Source organism: Methylobacter tundripaludum SV96, from assembly GCF_000190755.2.
GTDB classification, from domain to species: Bacteria; Pseudomonadota; Gammaproteobacteria; order Methylococcales; family Methylomonadaceae; genus Methylobacter_A; species Methylobacter_A tundripaludum.
The window spans coordinates 1,177,905-1,196,044 of sequence record NZ_JH109152.1 but is presented as its reverse complement, the minus strand read 5'-3'; the positions used below and the strand labels follow the sequence as shown (position 1 = coordinate 1,196,044).

The window sequence follows — 18,140 nt, the reverse complement described above, 5'->3', positions numbered from 1 at the left end:
TATACCTTCTTCTTATCTGTCTTGCTACCCAGGGTCTTATTGTTTTCCGATCAAGACCCATAAAGTCAGGTGACTTAACTATTCAAATAATTACTTTCAATAAAGGCATAGCAACGGTTCGGGCGATTCGTCAGACTACAGCGGCGATGACTGAGCGGTAACTAATCCACTACCATAGATATAAATCACATTAAGGATTCGTAATGACCGATTCACAAAAATGGCTGGTCTTTGCTTTTATCTCAGGTTCAGCCTGGCTGGTTTATCTGTTAGCGCCGGTGTTGATGCCGTTTGCATTTGCGGCGATGCTGGCTTACCTCGGCGATCCGCTAACCGATAAGCTGGAAACCTATCAATTATCCAGAACCAAGGCCGTGCTGGTAGTTTTTTCTGTGATGACGCTGGTTTTTGTGCTGGTTTTACTGCTGCTCGTCCCCCTTTTGGAGTATCAGGTCGAGCATTTTGTGAGCAATCTGCCTGCCTATGTCGCGTGGTTGAATGAGACCGTCATTCCCTGGACGCAGCGGCGATTTCATCTGGGCATCAGGCCGGTTAATCTCAATCAGATTATTAATCTTGTTAAAAGTCACTGGGAGCAAGCGGGCGGCATTGCTGCAACGTTAATGAGCTCGGTTTCGCATTCCGGCGGAGTGATAGCCGAATGGCTGATGAATCTGCTGTTAATTCCCGTGGTCACTTTCTATTTATTGCGCGATTGGGATGGCCTGATTGCCAAAGTCCATGATTTATTGCCCCGCCGTGTAGCGCCGACCGCTACCAAACTTGCCGGTGAAGTTGATACGGTATTGGCGGCTTTTGTCCGGGGGCAGTTCTATGTCATGCTGGCCTTGGGCGGTATTTACAGTATTGGTTTGTGGATGACCGGTCTCGATGTGGCTTTGTTGATAGGCATGCTGGCCGGGCTGGTCAGTTTTGTACCTTATCTGGGGTCAATCGTCGGCATTGTTATGGCCTGTGTGGCGGCGCTGGTGCAATTTCATGAATTAATACAACTGGTGCCGGTCGCTATCGTTTTTATCATCGGCCAATCTCTGGAAGGCATGGTGCTAACGCCGATGCTGGTAGGCGATAAAATCGGCTTGCATCCGGTTGCGGTCATGTTTGCGGTATTGGCCGGTGGCCAATTATTCGGCTTTCTGGGTATCCTGCTGGCATTGCCTGTCGCTTCGGTCATTATGGTGTTGTTGCGGCATGTGCATGATTTATATCGATACAGCGATTTTTACGGTCGGCAATGAGCCTCAGGTTTATCGTTTTCGTGCTTTGCCTGGCGGGTGGCGTTTGCTTGGCCGGCGATGAAAAGCGGGAAGCCGATTTTGCCGACGGCATTAACAAAACCCTGACGATAGGCAAGGCGGTCTGGCTGGAGGCTGAAGGGAGAAAATTTCTCGGCCTTTATACGGAAACGGAAAAAGCCGCCGGCAAGGGCGTCGTTATTATTCTTCATGACATGGATGGGCATCCCGATCAGAAACAACTGATTTACGATTTGAGAGTCTTTTTACCCGAACATAACTGGACAACGCTTTCGCTGCAAATGCCGCTCAGAGAAGTAGGTGTTGAAAAGGAAGACTATTATGCGTTGTTTCCTGAGGCGGCGGCGCGGATTCAGTCCGGAATTGGCTATGCAAAGAGCAATGGTGCAGAAAATATTGTTGTGGTCGGTTATGGTTTAGGAGGCTTGATGGGCATTTATGCCCTGAGTGAGCAGGTGGCGGATATTAAAGCATTGGTGACCATTAGTTTGCCGGTGCCGACCACCGAGAACAAAACGGCCCAAACGCTGGAACTTATCAAGAAAATCAAGATGCCGATGCTGGATATTTATGGTGCAGTAGACGTACCTGATGTTACGGAAAGCGCCAGGGATCGGCGCTTGGCGGCAAAAGAAAATACGGGCTACCGGCAGGTTAAAATCAATGATGAAGGCCACGCTTACCTGCATGATGAAGGCTTGCTGGTTAAGCGGATATACAGTTGGCTGGGGGTAACGGTGGAGGCGGCTCCCGTTGCCCAATGACTTGATTTGTCGAATGGGGCTGAATCAAGAAAGCTTCACGGCGAGCAATCATCCCCTTGAGATTGATGGTGAAAGTAGGCTTTGAGTAGGTCTAGATCTGTTACAATGTCCAGCTAAATTTAAGGTGTGCAAATACGGATAAAGGCAAGGCTTAAGTCTTGGCAATGTTAGGCACAATGCGTTAACACTATACATAACAAGTTGAAATACAAGTGGATTTAAAACATATAAGAAATTTTTCCATTATCGCGCATATCGATCATGGTAAATCGACGCTGGCGGATCGTTTTATTCAAATCTGCGGCGGCTTAAGCGCCAGGGAAATGTCCGCGCAAGTGCTTGATTCGATGGATATTGAGAAAGAGCGCGGCATCACCATTAAAGCGCAGAGCGTCACGCTGGATTTTAAGGCGAAAGACGGCGAGACTTACCAGCTTAATTTCATCGATACCCCCGGGCATGTTGATTTTTCTTATGAAGTTTCCAGGTCGTTAGCGGCTTGCGAAGGCGCGCTGCTGGTTGTCGATGCGGCTCAGGGCGTTGAGGCGCAAAGCGTCGCCAACTGCTATACGGCGATAGAGCAGGGTCTGGAAGTGGTGCCGGTGCTGAACAAAATCGATTTGCCTTCTGCCGAACCGGAGCGGGTGCAGGCTGAGATTGAAGAAGTGATCGGTATCCCTGCCGACGAGGCGCTGATGATCAGCGCTAAAACAGGTTTGGGCGTTGAAGATGTGCTGGAACAACTGGTGCTTAAAGTTCCGCCGCCTGAAGGCAATACTGCCGGTCCGTTACAGGCGTTAATTATCGATTCCTGGTTTGACAGCTATCTGGGCGTGGTGTCGCTGGTCAGGATTATGCATGGCAGTATCCGCAGAAAGCAAAAGATCACCATCATGTCCACCGGCAAGTCGTTTATCGCCGAGAAAGTCGGGGTTTTTACGCCAAAACGGCTGGAAAAAGAAATTTTAAATACCGGCGAAGTCGGCTATGTCGTGGCCGGTATTAAAGATATTTTCGGCGCGCCGGTCGGCGATACTATTACCTGGACGGATAATCCGGCTGCCGAACAGCTTACTGGATTTCAAAAAGTTCAACCGCGCGTTTTTGCCGGGTTGTATCCGGTCAGTTCGGATCATTACGAAGATTTGCGCGAGGCGCTCAACAAGTTGAATCTCAATGATGCTTCCTTGCACTTTGAGCCGGAAACGTCGCAGGCTTTGGGTTTTGGTTTCCGTTGCGGTTTTCTCGGTATGCTACACATGGAGATCGTGCAGGAGCGTTTGGAAAGGGAATACGATGTTGACCTGATTACCACAGCGCCTACCGTTATCTACGAAGTCATTACCCATAACGATCAGGTTCTGATGATTGATAATCCGGCCAAATTGCCGGATATGGGCACCATCAAGGAAGTCAGAGAACCTATTATTCGCGCTAATATTCTGGTTCCGCAAGCTTATCTGGGCGGGGTCATCACGCTGTGTATAGAAAAGCGCGGCGTGCAGAAAGATATGCAATATGTCGGCAGACAGGTATCGTTGCATTATGAAATGCCGTTGAGCGAAGTGGTACTGGATTTCTTCGATCGCTTGAAGTCGGTGAGTCGGGGCTTTGCATCGTTTGATTATGAGTTCCTGCGTTTTCAACCGGCCGAGCTGGTCAAGCTGGATGTGTTGATTAATGCCGAAAAGGTGGATGCTTTATCGATCATCGTGCATCGCGACCTGAGTAACAACCGGGGGCGGGATTTGGTGGAAAAGATGAAAGACCTGATCCCGCGGCAAATGTACGAGGTTGCGATACAGGCGGCCATCGGCTCCAAGGTCATTGCCCGCTCCACCGTTAAAGCGATGCGGAAAAACGTGATTGCCAAATGTTACGGCGGCGATATTAGCCGTAAGAAAAAATTGCTGGAAAAACAAAAAGCCGGTAAAAAACGCATGAAACAGGTCGGTAATATTGAGATTCCTCAAGAGGCATTCCTGGCCGTTTTGCAGCTTAACAAGGAATAATCGTAACTATTCAGCAGTTAAAAAAATAGAACGCAGATGACGCTGATGTTTATGATGAAATAAGATTTTTCTTGAATTATCTGTGTTGATCATATTCATCAGCGTCATCAGCGTTCCATTGTGTTTGGTGGCGCTGGGCAGTTACGAATAATCTTACAGTTTTTAATCTTTCATTTGACTATATAACCATGGACTACGATTTTTCCTTTTTTCTTGCCGTCGCCACGCTGGTTACCGGTGTAATCTGGGGCGGGTATTTGCTGGTACTCAAATCAACAGGGGAGGTTTTTGATGAAGAAAAAGAACCCTTACTGGTCGAGTATGCGCGTTCTTTTTTCCCGGTCGTGTTGATTGTGTTATTGCTGCGCTCATTCATAGCCGAGCCTTTTCGCATACCTTCCGCATCGATGATGCCGACTTTGCTGATAGGCGATTTTATTCTGGTTAATAAATTTACCTACGGAATACGGTTGCCGGTTATCAATAAAAAAGTCATTGAGTTGAATGAGCCTCAGCGCGGGGATATTGTCGTTTTTCGTTATCCTAAAGATCCGGCTGTCGATTATATCAAGCGCGTGATTGGCTTGCCGGGCGACCGGGTCGCTTATCACGATAAAAAACTGCATATCAATGGCGTTCCCATCAATCAGGTTTCTTTAGGTCGCTATCAGGGCGTGGGGCAAGGCGAGGATATGACCGGGAATGAGCATTTGTCGGAAGATTTGACCGGCGTTGAACACAGTATTCTGATCAGAAATGGCGCAGCTTCCGCCGAAGGTGTTTATATCGTGCCGAAAGGGAGCTATTTTGTGATGGGCGATAACCGCGACAACAGCAACGATAGTCGTTACTGGGGTACGGTTCCTGAAGAAAATCTGGTTGGAAAAGCATTTTTTATCTGGATGAGTTGGGACTGGCAACATGAAGGTGTAGGTCTTGATCGGATTGGCACCGTGTTGAAATAACTGCTCTATACTTATTTCTTTTAATAAATCATCTGGAGAAAAAATGAATTTATCGCCTAAACGTCAGCAAGGTTTGACCTTGATTTCGATTATTTTTATCCTGGGACTCATCGGATTTTTTGTCTTATTGACACTTAAGATAGTTCCTATTTATTTGGATCACGGCAAGGTAAAGAGTGCGTTGGAGGCGTTAAAAGCAACCCCTGAGCTTGCGACGAAAAGCGAATTCGAGATCAGGGACAGCTTAACCAAGCGTTTTAGCATTAATTATGTTTATGACGTCAAACAAGAGGATATTAAAGTTATCAAGCATGGCAATTATGTGAAAGTGGACATCGAGTATGAGACGGTCGTGAAATTGGTCGGTAACCTGAGTGCATTAGCCGAGTTTCATGACACTATCGAGGCCGGTCAAGAGTGATAAGGAAGCCTGAAGAATTATGTAAAAAGCTGGGTTTGAAATTTAATAATCCTCAGCTTTTTACCATGGCTTTAACGCATCGAAGCGCAAGTTCGAACAATAATGAACGGTTGGAGTTTTTGGGGGATTCTATTTTGGGTTTTGTTATCGCCCAGAAGTTGTTTGAGTTATTTCCCGGCGCCTGTGAAGGCGTTTTAAGCCGGTTAAGAGCGAGTTTGGTCAATCAGGGGTCGCTGGCAGAGCTGGCCAGGAAACATCAGTTGGGCGATTATTTGTTGCTGGGTTCGGGGGAGTTGAAGAGCGGCGGCTTTCGTCGCGATTCCATTCTGTCCGATGCAGTGGAAGCCATTATAGGCGCGTTGTACAACGATCAGGGCATGGATGCTAGTCAGCAATGGATCTTGCAGCTATTTGCGGAAAAACTGAAAAGTTTGTCGCTGGATAATTGGCAGAAAGATCCTAAAACTCAATTGCAGGAGTTAATGCAGTCCAGAAAAATGGAGCTGCCGGATTATACCTTAATGACCATGTCCGGACTTGCGCATGAACAAACTTTCAAAGTGAAATGTACGACGCCGTTAACAGCGGAGCCTTGCATCGGCACCGGAAATTCCAGAAAAAAAGCCGAGCAGTCGGCGGCAGAGCTTATGCTCGAATTATTAAATAAGGACACTAAATGAATTGTGGTTTCGTCGCCCTGATTGGGCGCCCCAATGTTGGCAAATCAACATTGATGAATCATTTGTTGAAGCAAAAAATCAGCATTACTTCGCGCAAGCCGCAAACAACCCGGCATCGCATTCTCGGCATTAACACCACTGACGCGGGGCAGGCCATTTATATGGATACGCCGGGCATGCATAACAGTGAAAAGCGGGCGTTGAATCGTTATTTAAACCGGACGGCGGAGACAACCTTGCTGGGTGTCGATGTGATCGTCTGGTTGATTGACGGCTTGTCCTGGCATGAATATGACGAGGTTATCTTCAAAAAGCTGGAACAGGCGGGTTTGCCGGTTATTCTGGCGGTTAACAAGGTTGATAAGGTAGCGGACAAGGAAGCCATTTTGACTTTCTTTAACGACGCCCAACATCGTTTTCCGTTCAAGCATCTGGTGCCCATTTCCGCGTTAAAAAGAACCAATCTCGACCAGCTGGAAGATTTGATCATGGCGCTGTTGCCTGAACGGGATTTGATTTATCCAGAGGACCAGGTGACCGACCGGTCCGAGCGGTTTTTAGCGGCTGAAATTGTCCGGGAAAAGCTGACCCGGCGCTTAGGCGATGAGTTGCCTTATGCGCTTACGGTAGAAATTGAGCGCTACGAAGAGAAGCCCGGCATCACCAAAATATATGCGATTATCTGGGTGGAACGGTTGACCCAGAAGAACATCGTTATCGGCAAGGACGGCGACATGCTGAAAAAAGTCGGTACCGACGCCCGGATGGATATAGAAAAACTGCTCGGGCAGAAAGTTTATTTGCAGCTTTGGGTGAAAGTTAAAAAAGGCTGGTCGGATAGTGAACGAGCCTTGCAAAGCCTGGGCTTTAATGACTGAATCCGCAGTTTATTTGCAACCTGCCTTTATCCTGCGGCATCGCAAATACCGGGAAACCAGCCTGATTATTGATGTGTTGACCCGGGATTTCGGCCGGATTTCCCTGCTGGCCAAAGGCGTAAGAAAAGCCAAGTCAAAAACAGCAGGGATGCTGCAACCCTTTATCCCGTTACTCGTTTCCTATTTTGGCAAGGCAGAGTTAAAAACGCTGACCGATGTCGAAATGATTCAGCCGTTTAGCGAAATAAAGGGACTTGCACTTTATTGCGGTTTTTACATTAATGAGTTGGTCGGATATTTTTTACACAAATACGACCCTCATCCTGAAGTGTTCGGTCATTACGGCGAATGTTTATCGTGTCTCTCGGACGGGCCTAACGTGGAAGCCGCATTGCGGCAATTTGAGCTTAACCTGATGGAGTGCGCAGGTTATGGTTTGCAGCTGGAATACGATGACAATGAAAGCCCCATTGAGTCATTAAAAAAATATGAATTCAATGCCGGCAAGGGGGCGGTTGAGGTCGTTGATGGTCCGTTTTCAGGTAAAACTTTACTGGCACTCAGTTCCGGGGAGTTGACTGACCCGCAAGTTTTAAGCGAAGCAAAAACACTGATGAGGACGGTCATTGATGTTTATTTGCAGGGCAGGCAACTTAAAAGCCGGGCGGTAATTAATAAAGTCTTCGCAACTGCTCAGCGTTTAGATCAATAGAACGCGGATTAGGCCGATAAACGCGGATAAATCTAAATAAATTGTGTAACTATCCAGCTATCAAATACAACAGCACGCAGATGTTGCAGATGACTATGATGAATGCCATTTAGAATGGCGAGCAACTGATTTTTCCGCGATAATCCAAAAATCTTATTCAATCATAAATATCAGCGTCATCCGCGTTCCATTACAGTTCATTATAAAATATCAAACACTAAAATGAATAAAACACAGATCCTATTAGGCGTGAATATCGATCACGTCGCTACCTTGAGGCAGGCCAGAGGCACGCTTTATCCTGAACCGGTTCAAGCAGCATTAGTTGCAGAGCAGGCCGGCGCTGATGGCATTACCGCGCATTTGCGGGAAGACCGTCGGCATATCCAGGACCGGGACATCTATTTATTAAAAGAGATGCTGCACACCCGGCTGAATATGGAAATGGCGGTGACCGATGAGATGGTCGGTATTGCTGTGAAAGTACAGCCTTATGCTTGCTGTTTGGTGCCGGAGAAACGCGAAGAATTGACCACCGAGGGCGGGTTGGATGTCGCCGGCAACTTGCATCGCTTGCAATGGGCTTGCGATAAATTGGCTGGCGCAGGTGCTGAAGTGTCGCTGTTTATCGATCCCGATGAAATGCAGATTGATGCGGCGGTAAAAGCCGGTGCGCCGGTTGTCGAATTGCACACCGGGTGTTATGCCGAAGCGGGCAATCGCTTACAGCAAGCCGAAGAGCTGGCGCGTATCAGGAGAGCCGCCGTTTATGCGCACAGTGCGGGACTGCAAGTTAATGCCGGGCATGGTTTGAATTTTTATAATGTTGAGGCAATATGCGCGATACCGGAGATAGTGGAGCTTAATATCGGTCATTCGATTATCGCGCAGGCAGTGTTTTCCGGTTTGGCCCAGACGGTTAAGGATTTGAAACAGATCATGCGGAATGCAAGATTGCAGAGCGTATAGCTCAAGGAAAATCAGTGGCGCTGGAGTTTTATCAATTAACTTCGAGAGGCGATCGGGAGATTAACCAGGACTTCATGGCGCATGTTATTAATGATAGCTATGCGTTGTTTGTCGTTGCCGATGGTTTGGGCGGTCATCATGCCGGAGAAAAAGCGTCCTGTTTTTTCTGTCAGGGCTTGCTCAGGTTTGCAGATACTTACGCTAAACAGATGGTGCGGAATCCAGTCGATACCTTTTCGATCTGGATTGCTGCGGCTGTCAACGAAATGAGAAGGCTGTTTGCCTTCGATAAATTCGGTGATGATGCGCATACCACCTGCGCCATTCTTTACCTGGATGAGCAGCGGGTATTGACCGCACATTGCGGCGATTCGCGGATATACAGGATGAATCCGCAACAGGTCTTGTGGCGAACCAGGGATCATTCCATCCCGCAGCAATTATTGAATGAAGGCATGATTACCGAGCAGGAGATGGCGCGGCATCCGGAGCAAAATAAGTTAACACGCAGCATCAATATCTTGAAAGCGGATGAGGTAGAGATTAATTTGTATCCCGCCATGAAAAAAGGCGAGACTTTTATGCTTTGCAGCGATGGTTTCTGGGAGTATGTAAAACAAGCGGAACTTTTGCAGTTGGCTCAGCCTGACGGCGGCAAGGATGAGCTAGCCAAATTGGTGCAATTAGCGATATTTCGCGCTCACGGGAAAAGTGACAACGTTACCGCTCAGTGGGTAAGAAGACCCTAAATAATATTAGCTTGCAAAGCCGTGTTTCTGCATACGGTAAAGCAAGGTGTCACGAGAAATGCCCAGTAGTTTTGCGGACTTGCTGCGATTGCCTTTGGTGCGGTTCAGGGCCTGATGGATTAAATCGGCTTCTAGCGTATCCAGCTGTAGACCGTTTTCAGGCAGGGTGAAATCGGTTGTTGCAGGCGTATTGCTGATGTATTTGGTTGTGAATTCAGACGGGAGATTTTCCGGCTCGATGACTCTGCCGGCCAATAAAATGCTGAGTCTTTCGCATAAGTTACGCAATTCGCGGATATTGCCCGGCCATGAGTAGGCTTTCAGCGCTTTTAAAGCCTGCTTGCTGAATTTGGGCGCGGTCAGTGTATGGGCATTTTCAAATAAGGCCAGAAAGTGCTTGATCAGCGATTCAATGTCTTCTGTGCGTTGGGCCAACGGCGGTAGTTCTAAAGGCACAACATTCAAGCGGAAATACAAATCCGACCTGAATTGGCCGGTTTCGATTTGCTTGTTCAGATCGGCGTTAGTTGCAGAAATAACGCGGACATCGACTTTGTAAGGCTTGATTTCGCCGACGGCAAGACATTCACCGGATTCAAGAAAACGCAATAACTTTGCCTGAATCGACAGCGGCAAGGAATTGATCTCATCGAGAAACAAGGTGCCGCCATCAGCTGCCTGGAAAAGGCCTTGCTTATCGGTTGTCGCACCAGTAAACGAACCCTTTTTGTGACCGAACAATTCCGATTCGATCAGGCTTTCAGGTAATGCCGCACAATTCAAGGTAATAAAGGCCTTGTTGGCACGAGCGCCGGCTTGCTGAATGGCCGTAGCAAGTACTTCCTTGCCGGTGCCCGTTTCACCCTTAAGCAATACAGTAACATCGGTAGCGGCAACGATTCTGGCGCTACGGATTAAGGAATCCAATGCAGGAGATTGACCAATGATCGCGTTAAAATGATCCATAGAAGCCTCTTAATGTAGTGCCGAATGTGATGTGATCGCCATGGGATTAAGCCAGGGCAGGGCGGCCAGCAGAGCCAGTGCAATCATGAACAGGCCGATAGCCTGCTTGAAGCGTTGCATTCTGGATAACCTTGTTAATATGCCGGTCATTATACCGACTCCCATGACCGCAGGTAAAGTTCCCAATCCGAAAAACAACATGGTCAGTGCGCTTTGGCTGATGTCGCCTGCGGTTGCGGCGAGCGCCAACGCTGAATAAACCAAGCCGCACGGCAGCCATCCCCACACCATGCCGAAAAGATAAGCTTGGCTGCGATTTTTTACCGGGATCAGTTTGCGGCCGAAAGGTTCGATCATCTTCCAGAAACGCAGGCCGATTTTTTCAATATAGGCAAAACGGGGGAACCATCCGGCTATATAAAGCCCCGCGCCGGTCATAATCGCAGCGGAAAGCAATTGCAACAGTCTATGACCGCTGATTTCGCCCATCGGCATGGTGATCAATGCTTCAATAACGCCCGCCAATGCACCGGCTATTGTGTAGCTGGTAATGCGGCCGATGTTGTAATTAAGTACAAAAGGGAATAGCCGGTTTTTTTGGTTCCGTATTTCCGGGCTGAGGCTTAAGGTCAAGGTTCCGATAATGGAACCGCACATGCCGATACAATGCATGCTGCTGAACAATCCCATCGTAAAGGCGACCAGATATGAGGTGGTAAAGGCTAGATCAAATTCCATAGTCGCAAGGCATTATTATAAAAAAGGGTAGGGCGAGCGGACGGTCGCCCTTTTTTGATTCGAATTTATTGAAACTGCGAAAGAATTTGCCCCTGAATCTTCTCAGCCATCGCTTTGCGATTTTCAGCGTCGCGTATAGGTCTGCCGACGACGATATAATCAGCGCCATTCTGGAAAGCCATTTCCACACTGACAACCCGTTTTTGATCGTCCTCTTCGCGGTTATCGACAGGCCGGATGCCCGGCGTGATGACCAGCAGCTTATGATCCAGCTCTTTTCTCAGCATGGCGACTTCAAGCCCGGATGAGACAATACCGTCGCAGCCGATTTGCAGGGCGCGTTTGGCGCGGGATAAAACCAACTCGCGCACATCGCAGGCAAAGCCTAAATCATCAAGATCGCCTCGATCCAGACTGGTTAACGCAGTTACGGCCAACACTTTAAGGTCGCCTTTTTCCTTGGCGGCGGCTTCCATAATCGCATCGTTGCCGTGAATGGTGGCAAGATCGACGCCTTTGCTGCTCAAGGCTTTAATGGCCCGGCCCACGGTGGCGGGAACATCGAAAAACTTCAGATCGACAAAGATTTTTTTATCGCGCTGTTTTAACCATTCAATAAAATCGAAATAATCGCCGGACATAAACAGTTCCATGCCGACTTTGTAAAAGATCACCGAATCGCCGAGCTCCTCCACTAAAGCTTGCGCTTCGGGAATGCTGGGGACATCCAGCGCCATGATTAAACGTTCACGGACGGGGATGGGTTTGGTTGAGATAAATGATTGAGGCATATTAGATATTAAGGTCAAAAATAAAAAAATTCTATAGGATGAGGGGCGCGTAAGCCCATCGATGATTGATGGGCTACGGCTTATTCAGTCACCAAGCCTTGTTCATGCCAAGCCTGAATTCCGCCGTTCATTAAGTAAGTCTTGGCAAATCCGGCCGATTTCAATATCAGCTGGGCTTGTGCGGAACGTAGGCCGGCTTGGCATTGGGTGATGACCGGGCGGTTTTTATAAGGTTCAAGTTCCTGTAGCCGTTCATTTAGTTGGCTCAGCGGAATATGAATGGCGCCGTGAATACGGTGTTCATTCCAGTCGCCATTTTCACGTACATCGACAATGATTGCCTGGCGCTTGGCATACATCGCTGCGGCTTCTTTAGGCGAGACAACATCGGTTTCCCCCATCGCAAAAGGGCTGGCGATCAATAAAAAAACACCGAGTCGGCAATACTTTGAAAACAGGCGCATGCAAACGCTCCCAAATAATAAGTCGATATATATTACCGGAACTTGTTTTAACGGTGAATGTTAAAATTCACTATTGCCACAATAGACCTTAAATTATGAACTTAACATTGATACAAATGACCTTGATAATGGCTTGCGGCGCAGTTTGGCGTTTTGCAAGACCGGCGGGGTTGCCCGCTGAGCAAACCCGGTTGGTGTTGACCACGGTGGTCTATTATTTGCTGTTACCGGCTATGGTCCTGGAGGTCTTGTGGTCTGCGGATCTAGGCTTGCATTCGTTTCAGTACGCCTTGCTGGGGATGAGTAGCATTGCTTTTGCGATGTTTTGTATCTGGACAGTAGGCGCATTGTTTAAGTTTGAAGACAGGCGTTTGGGGGCGATGATACTGGCGGCAGCCTTTCCCAATGTGACTTATCTGGGCTTGCCTGTTTTGGAGCAAGCCTTTGGCGGCTGGGCCAGGTCGGTGGTTATACAGCTGGATTTGTTTGCAGTCTCACCGTTATTGTTTACCGTCGGTATTATGGTGGCGCGGTATTACGGCGAAGAGGTCGTAGAAAAACCGAGGCCGCTTTGGCTGTTTTTTAATGCACCGCCGTTCTGGGCGGCGGTCATTGCGGTTATTCTTAACGTTAACGGCTTCGTTGCCCCGGTTTGGCTTCTCGGCGTATTGCAAAAATTATCCGTCGCAGTCGTGCCGTTGATGTTGTTTTCTCTGGGGTTGGCCTTGAGTTGGAAGGCGCTAACCGTCCGTAATATCCCCTACGTTATCCCCGTTATCGTTATCAAAATGGTACTGATGCCATTGTTTGCCATGGCTATGATCGGATTTTTACCGATAAACGGCGAATACCGGGCGGCGGCAGTGCTTGATCTGGCCATGCCGTGCATGGTGCTGGGTATTGTTGTTTGCGATCGTTACCGGCTGGATAGTTCGCTGTATGCGATGGCGGTAACGGTAACGACGGCAATAAGCCTGATTACATTGCCGTTCTGGCATAGCGTGCTGATGAACTAAAGTCGACATGCTGAAAATTATTAAATCGATCTTTTAACCGAAGAATTTTTCAATATGAATCCAACGCTAGAAATCTTTTCGCAAGGCGAAGAAGTTGTTACCGGTCAAACCGTCGATACCAATGCGGCTTGGCTGTCGGAGCACGTCGTCGCTATGGGCTTTACCGTAACCCGGCATACCGCGGTGGGCGACAAGCTTGATGATCTGGTAACCTTGTTGCGGGAAATTTCAGTGCGCGCAGATTGCTGTATTTGCACCGGCGGACTGGGACCTACCAGCGACGATTTGACCGCTGAGGCCGTCGCCAAAGCGTTCGACCTGCCGCTGGAATTCGACGACGTTGCCTTTGAGCAGATCAAACGGTTTTTTATGCTCAGAAACCGGTCCATGCCTGAGTCAAACCGCAAGCAGGCGATGTTTCCGAAGGGCGCCGAGCGCATTGACAATGCCTGGGGCACTGCTCCGGGTTTTTCCCTGCAAGTCGGCCGCTGCTGGTTTGCCTTTGTACCCGGTGTGCCTTTTGAAATGCGGCATTTATTTTCGGAATCCATTCAGACAACGTTGGCAAGCCGGTTTTTATTGCGACCCGGAAAGTTAATCACCATCAAAACGCTAGGCATAGGCGAGTCGGCCATTCAGGAGCGCATCAGTGCGATTGAAATCCCGCCCCAAGTGCAGCTGGGATTTCGTGCCAGCCCGGATGATGTGCAGACCAAATTGCTGTTTCCGCATGATTATCCTGAAACAGCGGTGGCCGCGTTGGCGTCCAAAGTTGCGGAAGAGCTGGGCGATTCTGTTTTCGCCATTGACGGTTTCGGGCGGGCAAGCGGCGATCTGGTGTTTGTGATTGATCAGCTGATGACCGTCGGCGGGCACACCTTGGCCGTCGTGGAAACAGCCAGCCAAGGCTTGCTGGCGGCCAAGTGCATAGGCTTGCCATGGCTGCTGGAAACGCGCTATGAGCAATCTCTGGAAAGGCTGAGGCAAAAACTCGCGGTTACGGTTAACGGCAACGATTTGATCGCAACTGCACAGGCCGTCGCCGGCGCAATAAAAAAGACCGGTGCCGCCGATTTTGTACTGGTTCAGCTCTATGCCGGGGACAATAAAACATTTCACGATAAAGACCAGTCCATTATTCTATATAATACGCTGCTGACTGGAGATGGATTTCATCAAACCACCCATTCAGTGGCAGGCCCTATCAAACGCAAGCAAAATCAGGCGGCGTTACTGGCACTGGATTTATTACGACGCTATTTACAACATAAAGAACTTTAAAATGCCCTTATTACGATTGACCAACGTTTCCATCGCTTTTGGAACTCACGCTTTATTGAAAAATTCCGACTTTCAGCTGGATGCCGGGGAACGGGTAGGCTTGTTAGGCCGCAACGGCGAGGGTAAATCAACCTTAATGAAGATCATTGCCGGGAATATTCAGCCCGATCACGGCGACATCTGGCGGCAACCGGAATTAAAGCTGGCATGGCTGGAGCAAACGCCCGATTTGCCGGATGATGCGACCATCTACGACGCGGTTGCCGGTGGCTTGGGCGAGCTGGGCGAGTGGATTACCCGTTATCACGCGCTGTCTTTAACCATGGATTACGATGACGACAAAGCCTTGAATGAGTTGGGCGATTTGCAGCACAAACTCGAAGTGCATAACGGCTGGCATTTTCAACAACGGGTTGAAACCACCTTAAGCAAGCTGGATTTGCCCGGCGAATTAAAGATCAGCGGCTTGTCAGGCGGCTGGAAGCGGCGCGTAGCCTTGGCCAGAGCCTTGGTGATAGAGCCGGAAGTGTTATTGCTGGATGAACCGACCAACCATCTGGATTTTGAAAGCATTACCTGGTTGGAAGACCAGCTGCTGAATTTTCAGGGGGCCGTGTTATTTGTGACCCATGACCGGTCGTTTTTGCAAAAACTGGCGACCCGGATTATCGATCTGGATCGCGGCAATCTGGTGTCCTGGCAGGGCAGTTATGACGATTATCTGGCCCGCAAAGCCGCCGCTCTGGAAGACGAAGCCAATCAAAATGCCGAGTTCGACAAGAAACTGGCCGATGAAGAAGTCTGGATCAGACAGGGCGTAAAAGCCAGGCGCACACGCAATGAAGGCCGGGTCAGGGCGCTGGAGAAGTTGCGTAACGAACGCTCCCAACGCCGCAACACCCAAGGCACCAGCAAGATGTCTCTGGATAGGGGCGATGCTTCCGGTAAAAAAGTAATCGAAGTTAACGATATTAGCTTTGGTTACGAGGACAGGCCGATTGTTAAGCATTTTTCCACGCTGATTCAGCGCGGCGATAAAATCGGCCTGATCGGCCCTAACGGCGCCGGTAAATCGACCTTGTTAAAATTGCTGTTAAAGCAGTTGGAGCCTGACAGCGGCACGGTAGAGCAGGGCACCCGGCTCGAAATCGCCTACTTTGACCAGTTGCGTGATCAACTCGACCCGAACATGACCGTTGCCGATACCGTCGCCGACGGTAATGATTTTGTCGAAATCGCCGGTAACCAGCGGCATGTCATGTCGTATCTGGGCGACTTCCTGTTTGCTCCGGCCAGGGCTCGTTCTCCGGTAAAGAGTTTATCGGGCGGCGAGAAAAACCGCTTGTTACTGGCGAGGTTATTTACCAAGCCTTCCAACCTGATCATTATGGATGAACCGACCAATGACCTGGATTTGGAAACCCTGGAACTGTTGGAAGAAAAACTGGTCGACTTTGACGGCACTTTGCTGCTGGTGAGTCATGATAGGGCTTTTCTGGACAACGTAGTGACCAGTGTCTTTGTGCTTGACGGCTCAGGCGAAGTCGATGAATTTGTCGGCGGCTATACCGATTGGATGGATCATGTTAAGCAGGTGAAGCAGGCCGAAACTGTCAAGGTAACCAAGCAGGAAAAGCCGGCGGCCCAAGCTCCCGCGCGCGCCGTAACGAAAAAAAAACTAAGCTTTAAGGAACAGCAGGAGCTGGATAAACTGCCGGAACTGATCGGTGAGCTTGAAACCGAACAAGCGGAATTAAACCGCCAAATCAGTGCGCCTGAGTTCTACAAAAAAGATCAAGCCGTCGTTGCCAAGACCCTGGATGAACTGAAGCAGGTCGATGCAAAGCTGGAGCAAGTTTACAAGCGATGGGATGAACTGGAAGCGCAGACCGAAGAGAGTGGTGGCGGTCACCAAAAATAAACGCTTCCGGCAACGGGCTCCGTATGTCGCCTAAAGCGCCTGCTGTTGATGCTCTATCTCCTGCATCTGTGCGATCGTAAGCAAAGGGCATTGCGCTAAAACGCAATATCGATTATTCTAATTGGCTTCCCGTGATCTACGGGAAGCAAAATAATAGGAGAGATGGCCGAGTGGTCGAAGGCGCACGCCTGGAAAGTGTGTATACGGCAACGTATCGAGGGTTCGAACCCCTCTCTCTCCGCCAAACAACGATTTACTGAGGTTCAGTAAAGTACAAAAACCCGCAAGTCACAAGGCTTAGCGGGTTTTTTATTGCCCAACGAAGTGCAGTAAGATACATTGACATACCGCCACAAATGGCGGTATAAGTGGCGGTATACCGTTAAACCTTGGAGCATATACCGCCATGTCGCTATCAGATACCGCCATAAAGAACGCCAAACCAGCCGCCAAGCCTTATAAAATGCAGGATGAAAAGGGCATGTACTTGCTTGTACATCCCAACGGCGGCAAATACTTTCGGTACAACTACAGATTCAACAATAAGCGTTTAACCTTATCCCTTGGTGTTTATCCGGCAACTTCACTTAAAGAAGCCAGAGATAAACGAGATACCGCCATAAAACAAATTGCTGGCGGTATAAATCCAGGCATTACCCGCAAAATAGAAAAAGCTGGTAGCATTGAAAATACCTTTAAGGCGATTGCCGAAGATTTTTTAATGACCAAGCAGCAAGAATGGAGCGCATCTCACCATAAGCATATTAAAGAATGTTTCGAGCGTGATGTGTATCCCTGGATAGGTAGCAGGCCGCTAAAGGAATTATCAGCAGTCGAAGTTTTAACAACATTAAGACGGATTACAGCGCGTGGAGCTATAGAAACAGCAACAAGAACCAAGCAGTTTATAGGGCAAGCTATTCGGTACGGTATCGCCACAGGCCGAGCAGAGCGAGACGTAACGCAAGATTTGCGCGGCGCTTTACCTTCACCCGTTAAAGGACATTACCCCGCCATTACCGAGCCTAAGCCATTGGGGCAACTATTAAGAGACATTGAAGCTTATGGCGGTAATTTTGTAGTGAGAACAGCGCTACAGCTCCAGCCGTTGATATTTGCCAGACCTGCAAACCTTGCACAAGCCGAATGGGACGAATTCGACCTTGACGCGGCAGAGTGGCGCATTGCCGCCGACAAAATGAAAATGAAGGACGCGCACATAGTCCCGCTTAGCACACAGGCTGTGGCATTGCTTAGGGATATTCACCCGCTCACCGGCAATCAAAGGTATGTATTTGCCAGCAACCAAGGTAAAAACGGCGAGAAACATATCAGCCGTGAATCTATCGGCGCAGCAATCCGGCGTATGGGTTACCAGGGCCAGCACACCGCGCATGGATTCAGAACCACCGCCAGCACCCTTCTACATGAGCACGGTTTTCATTCGGATATGATCGAGCGACAGCTTTCACACGCCTAACGCAATCAAGTTAAAGCTGCCTATAACCGGGCGCAACACTTACCGGAACGGCGGCA

At 48.9% G+C, this 18,140-nt stretch carries 18 protein-coding genes and 1 tRNA gene; 15 read left to right on the top strand and 4 right to left on the bottom strand.

Going from position 1 to position 18,140, the window contains the following annotated elements; translation table 11 throughout:
* Positions 1-203: 203 nt before the first annotated feature.
* The 10 genes from METTU_RS05420 (at position 204) to METTU_RS05375 (ending at position 9,427) form a co-directional block, all read left to right on the top strand.
* Positions 204-1,259, top strand: coding sequence for an AI-2E family transporter (locus METTU_RS05420; protein WP_006890301.1), 1,056 nt, complete (start codon positions 204-206; stop codon positions 1,257-1,259).
* Positions 1,256-2,041, top strand: a complete 786-nt coding sequence (locus tag METTU_RS05415; RefSeq protein ID WP_006890300.1) for a DUF3530 family protein — start codon at positions 1,256-1,258, stop codon at positions 2,039-2,041. Before METTU_RS05420 ends, METTU_RS05415 begins: the two co-directional genes overlap by 4 nt.
* A 212-nt stretch (positions 2,042-2,253) precedes the next feature.
* A complete protein-coding gene (lepA, locus tag METTU_RS05410; RefSeq protein WP_006890299.1) occupies positions 2,254-4,053 on the top strand; it encodes a translation elongation factor 4 in 1,800 nt (599 codons plus the stop codon).
* 188 nt (positions 4,054-4,241) lie between these two features.
* The gene (gene lepB / locus METTU_RS05405) at positions 4,242-5,018 is read left to right on the top strand and encodes a signal peptidase I (RefSeq protein ID WP_006890298.1); all 777 of its coding nucleotides are present in this window, start codon (positions 4,242-4,244) and stop codon (positions 5,016-5,018) included.
* Between the two features lie 43 nt (positions 5,019-5,061).
* Positions 5,062-5,439, top strand: coding sequence for a DUF4845 domain-containing protein (locus METTU_RS05400; RefSeq protein WP_006890297.1), 378 nt, complete (start codon positions 5,062-5,064; stop codon positions 5,437-5,439).
* Positions 5,436-6,119 carry a ribonuclease III gene (gene rnc / locus METTU_RS05395; protein ID WP_006890296.1) on the top strand — a complete coding sequence of 228 codons (684 nt, stop codon included), beginning with the start codon at positions 5,436-5,438 and terminating at the stop codon, positions 6,117-6,119. The genes METTU_RS05400 and rnc overlap by 4 nt, the downstream gene beginning before the upstream one ends.
* Complete coding sequence (gene era, locus METTU_RS05390) at positions 6,116-6,997, top strand: GTPase Era (protein ID WP_006890295.1); 882 nt, start codon at positions 6,116-6,118, stop codon at positions 6,995-6,997. Before rnc ends, era begins: the two co-directional genes overlap by 4 nt.
* Positions 6,990-7,709, top strand: a complete 720-nt coding sequence (recO, locus tag METTU_RS05385) for a DNA repair protein RecO (RefSeq protein WP_040579641.1) — start codon at positions 6,990-6,992, stop codon at positions 7,707-7,709. Before era ends, recO begins: the two co-directional genes overlap by 8 nt.
* Before the next feature lie 222 nt (positions 7,710-7,931).
* Positions 7,932-8,678: a pyridoxine 5'-phosphate synthase gene (gene pdxJ / locus METTU_RS05380; protein ID WP_006890293.1), complete on the top strand. Its 747-nt coding sequence runs from the start codon at positions 7,932-7,934 to the stop codon at positions 8,676-8,678.
* A gap of 14 nt (positions 8,679-8,692) precedes the next feature.
* The gene (locus METTU_RS05375) at positions 8,693-9,427 is read left to right on the top strand and encodes a PP2C family protein-serine/threonine phosphatase (RefSeq protein ID WP_006890292.1); all 735 of its coding nucleotides are present in this window, start codon (positions 8,693-8,695) and stop codon (positions 9,425-9,427) included.
* Positions 9,428-9,433: 6 nt separating this feature from the next.
* Here the strand turns inward: METTU_RS05375 and METTU_RS05370 are convergent, their stop codons facing one another.
* From METTU_RS05370 to METTU_RS05355, 4 genes are all read right to left on the bottom strand, one after another.
* Positions 9,434-10,393 carry a sigma-54 interaction domain-containing protein gene (locus METTU_RS05370; RefSeq protein WP_006890291.1) on the bottom strand — a complete coding sequence of 320 codons (960 nt, stop codon included), beginning with the start codon at positions 10,391-10,393 and terminating at the stop codon, positions 9,434-9,436.
* A gap of 9 nt (positions 10,394-10,402) precedes the next feature.
* Positions 10,403-11,131: a sulfite exporter TauE/SafE family protein gene (locus METTU_RS05365; protein ID WP_006890290.1), complete on the bottom strand. Its 729-nt coding sequence runs from the start codon at positions 11,129-11,131 to the stop codon at positions 10,403-10,405.
* Between the two features lie 65 nt (positions 11,132-11,196).
* Positions 11,197-11,922 (bottom strand): orotidine-5'-phosphate decarboxylase, encoded by a 726-nt coding sequence (gene pyrF, locus METTU_RS05360; protein WP_006890289.1) that lies wholly within the window; start codon positions 11,920-11,922, stop codon positions 11,197-11,199.
* A gap of 80 nt (positions 11,923-12,002) precedes the next feature.
* Positions 12,003-12,386 carry a rhodanese-like domain-containing protein gene (locus METTU_RS05355; RefSeq protein ID WP_006890288.1) on the bottom strand — a complete coding sequence of 128 codons (384 nt, stop codon included), beginning with the start codon at positions 12,384-12,386 and terminating at the stop codon, positions 12,003-12,005.
* A 95-nt stretch (positions 12,387-12,481) separates the two neighbouring features.
* Between METTU_RS05355 and METTU_RS05350 the strand changes: the two genes are divergently transcribed.
* The 5 genes from METTU_RS05350 to METTU_RS05330 all read left to right on the top strand — a co-directional run bounded on the left by METTU_RS05350 (position 12,482) and on the right by METTU_RS05330 (position 18,084).
* On the top strand, positions 12,482-13,402 hold the full coding sequence (locus METTU_RS05350) for an AEC family transporter (RefSeq protein WP_006890287.1): 921 nt from the start codon (positions 12,482-12,484) through the stop codon (positions 13,400-13,402).
* A gap of 54 nt (positions 13,403-13,456) precedes the next feature.
* Entirely contained in the window at positions 13,457-14,683 is a 1,227-nt protein-coding gene (locus METTU_RS05345) for a competence/damage-inducible protein A (protein ID WP_006890286.1), read from the top strand.
* A 1-nt stretch (position 14,684) separates the two neighbouring features.
* A complete protein-coding gene (locus tag METTU_RS05340; protein ID WP_006890285.1) occupies positions 14,685-16,604 on the top strand; it encodes an ATP-binding cassette domain-containing protein in 1,920 nt (639 codons plus the stop codon).
* Between the two features lie 156 nt (positions 16,605-16,760).
* Positions 16,761-16,848 (top strand) — tRNA-Ser (locus METTU_RS05335).
* A gap of 162 nt (positions 16,849-17,010) precedes the next feature.
* Positions 17,011-18,084, top strand: coding sequence for a tyrosine-type recombinase/integrase (locus METTU_RS05330; RefSeq protein WP_254257827.1), 1,074 nt, complete (start codon positions 17,011-17,013; stop codon positions 18,082-18,084).
* Positions 18,085-18,140: the final 56 nt, after the last annotated feature.

Excerpts from the sequence above, each read along its gene's own strand:
- METTU_RS05400 (WP_006890297.1), top strand. The coding sequence starts at position 5,062 with ATGAATTTATCGCCTAAACGTCAGCAAGGTTTGACCTTGATTTCGATT.
- METTU_RS05420 (WP_006890301.1), top strand. The coding sequence starts at position 204 with ATGACCGATTCACAAAAATGGCTGGTCTTTGCTTTTATCTCAGGTTCA.
- METTU_RS05415 (WP_006890300.1), top strand. The coding sequence starts at position 1,256 with ATGAGCCTCAGGTTTATCGTTTTCGTGCTTTGCCTGGCGGGTGGCGTT.
- METTU_RS05345 (WP_006890286.1), top strand. The coding sequence starts at position 13,457 with ATGAATCCAACGCTAGAAATCTTTTCGCAAGGCGAAGAAGTTGTTACC.
- METTU_RS05370 (WP_006890291.1), bottom strand. The coding sequence starts at position 10,393 with ATGGATCATTTTAACGCGATCATTGGTCAATCTCCTGCATTGGATTCC.
- recO (WP_040579641.1), top strand. The coding sequence starts at position 6,990 with ATGACTGAATCCGCAGTTTATTTGCAACCTGCCTTTATCCTGCGGCAT.
- lepB (WP_006890298.1), top strand. The coding sequence starts at position 4,242 with ATGGACTACGATTTTTCCTTTTTTCTTGCCGTCGCCACGCTGGTTACC.
- METTU_RS05350 (WP_006890287.1), top strand. The coding sequence starts at position 12,482 with ATGAACTTAACATTGATACAAATGACCTTGATAATGGCTTGCGGCGCA.
- METTU_RS05365 (WP_006890290.1), bottom strand. The coding sequence starts at position 11,131 with ATGGAATTTGATCTAGCCTTTACCACCTCATATCTGGTCGCCTTTACG.
- pyrF (WP_006890289.1), bottom strand. The coding sequence starts at position 11,922 with ATGCCTCAATCATTTATCTCAACCAAACCCATCCCCGTCCGTGAACGT.
- METTU_RS05340 (WP_006890285.1), top strand. The coding sequence starts at position 14,685 with ATGCCCTTATTACGATTGACCAACGTTTCCATCGCTTTTGGAACTCAC.
- era (WP_006890295.1), top strand. The coding sequence starts at position 6,116 with ATGAATTGTGGTTTCGTCGCCCTGATTGGGCGCCCCAATGTTGGCAAA.
- pdxJ (WP_006890293.1), top strand. The coding sequence starts at position 7,932 with ATGAATAAAACACAGATCCTATTAGGCGTGAATATCGATCACGTCGCT.
- METTU_RS05330 (WP_254257827.1), top strand. The coding sequence starts at position 17,011 with ATGTCGCTATCAGATACCGCCATAAAGAACGCCAAACCAGCCGCCAAG.
- METTU_RS05355 (WP_006890288.1), bottom strand. The coding sequence starts at position 12,386 with ATGCGCCTGTTTTCAAAGTATTGCCGACTCGGTGTTTTTTTATTGATC.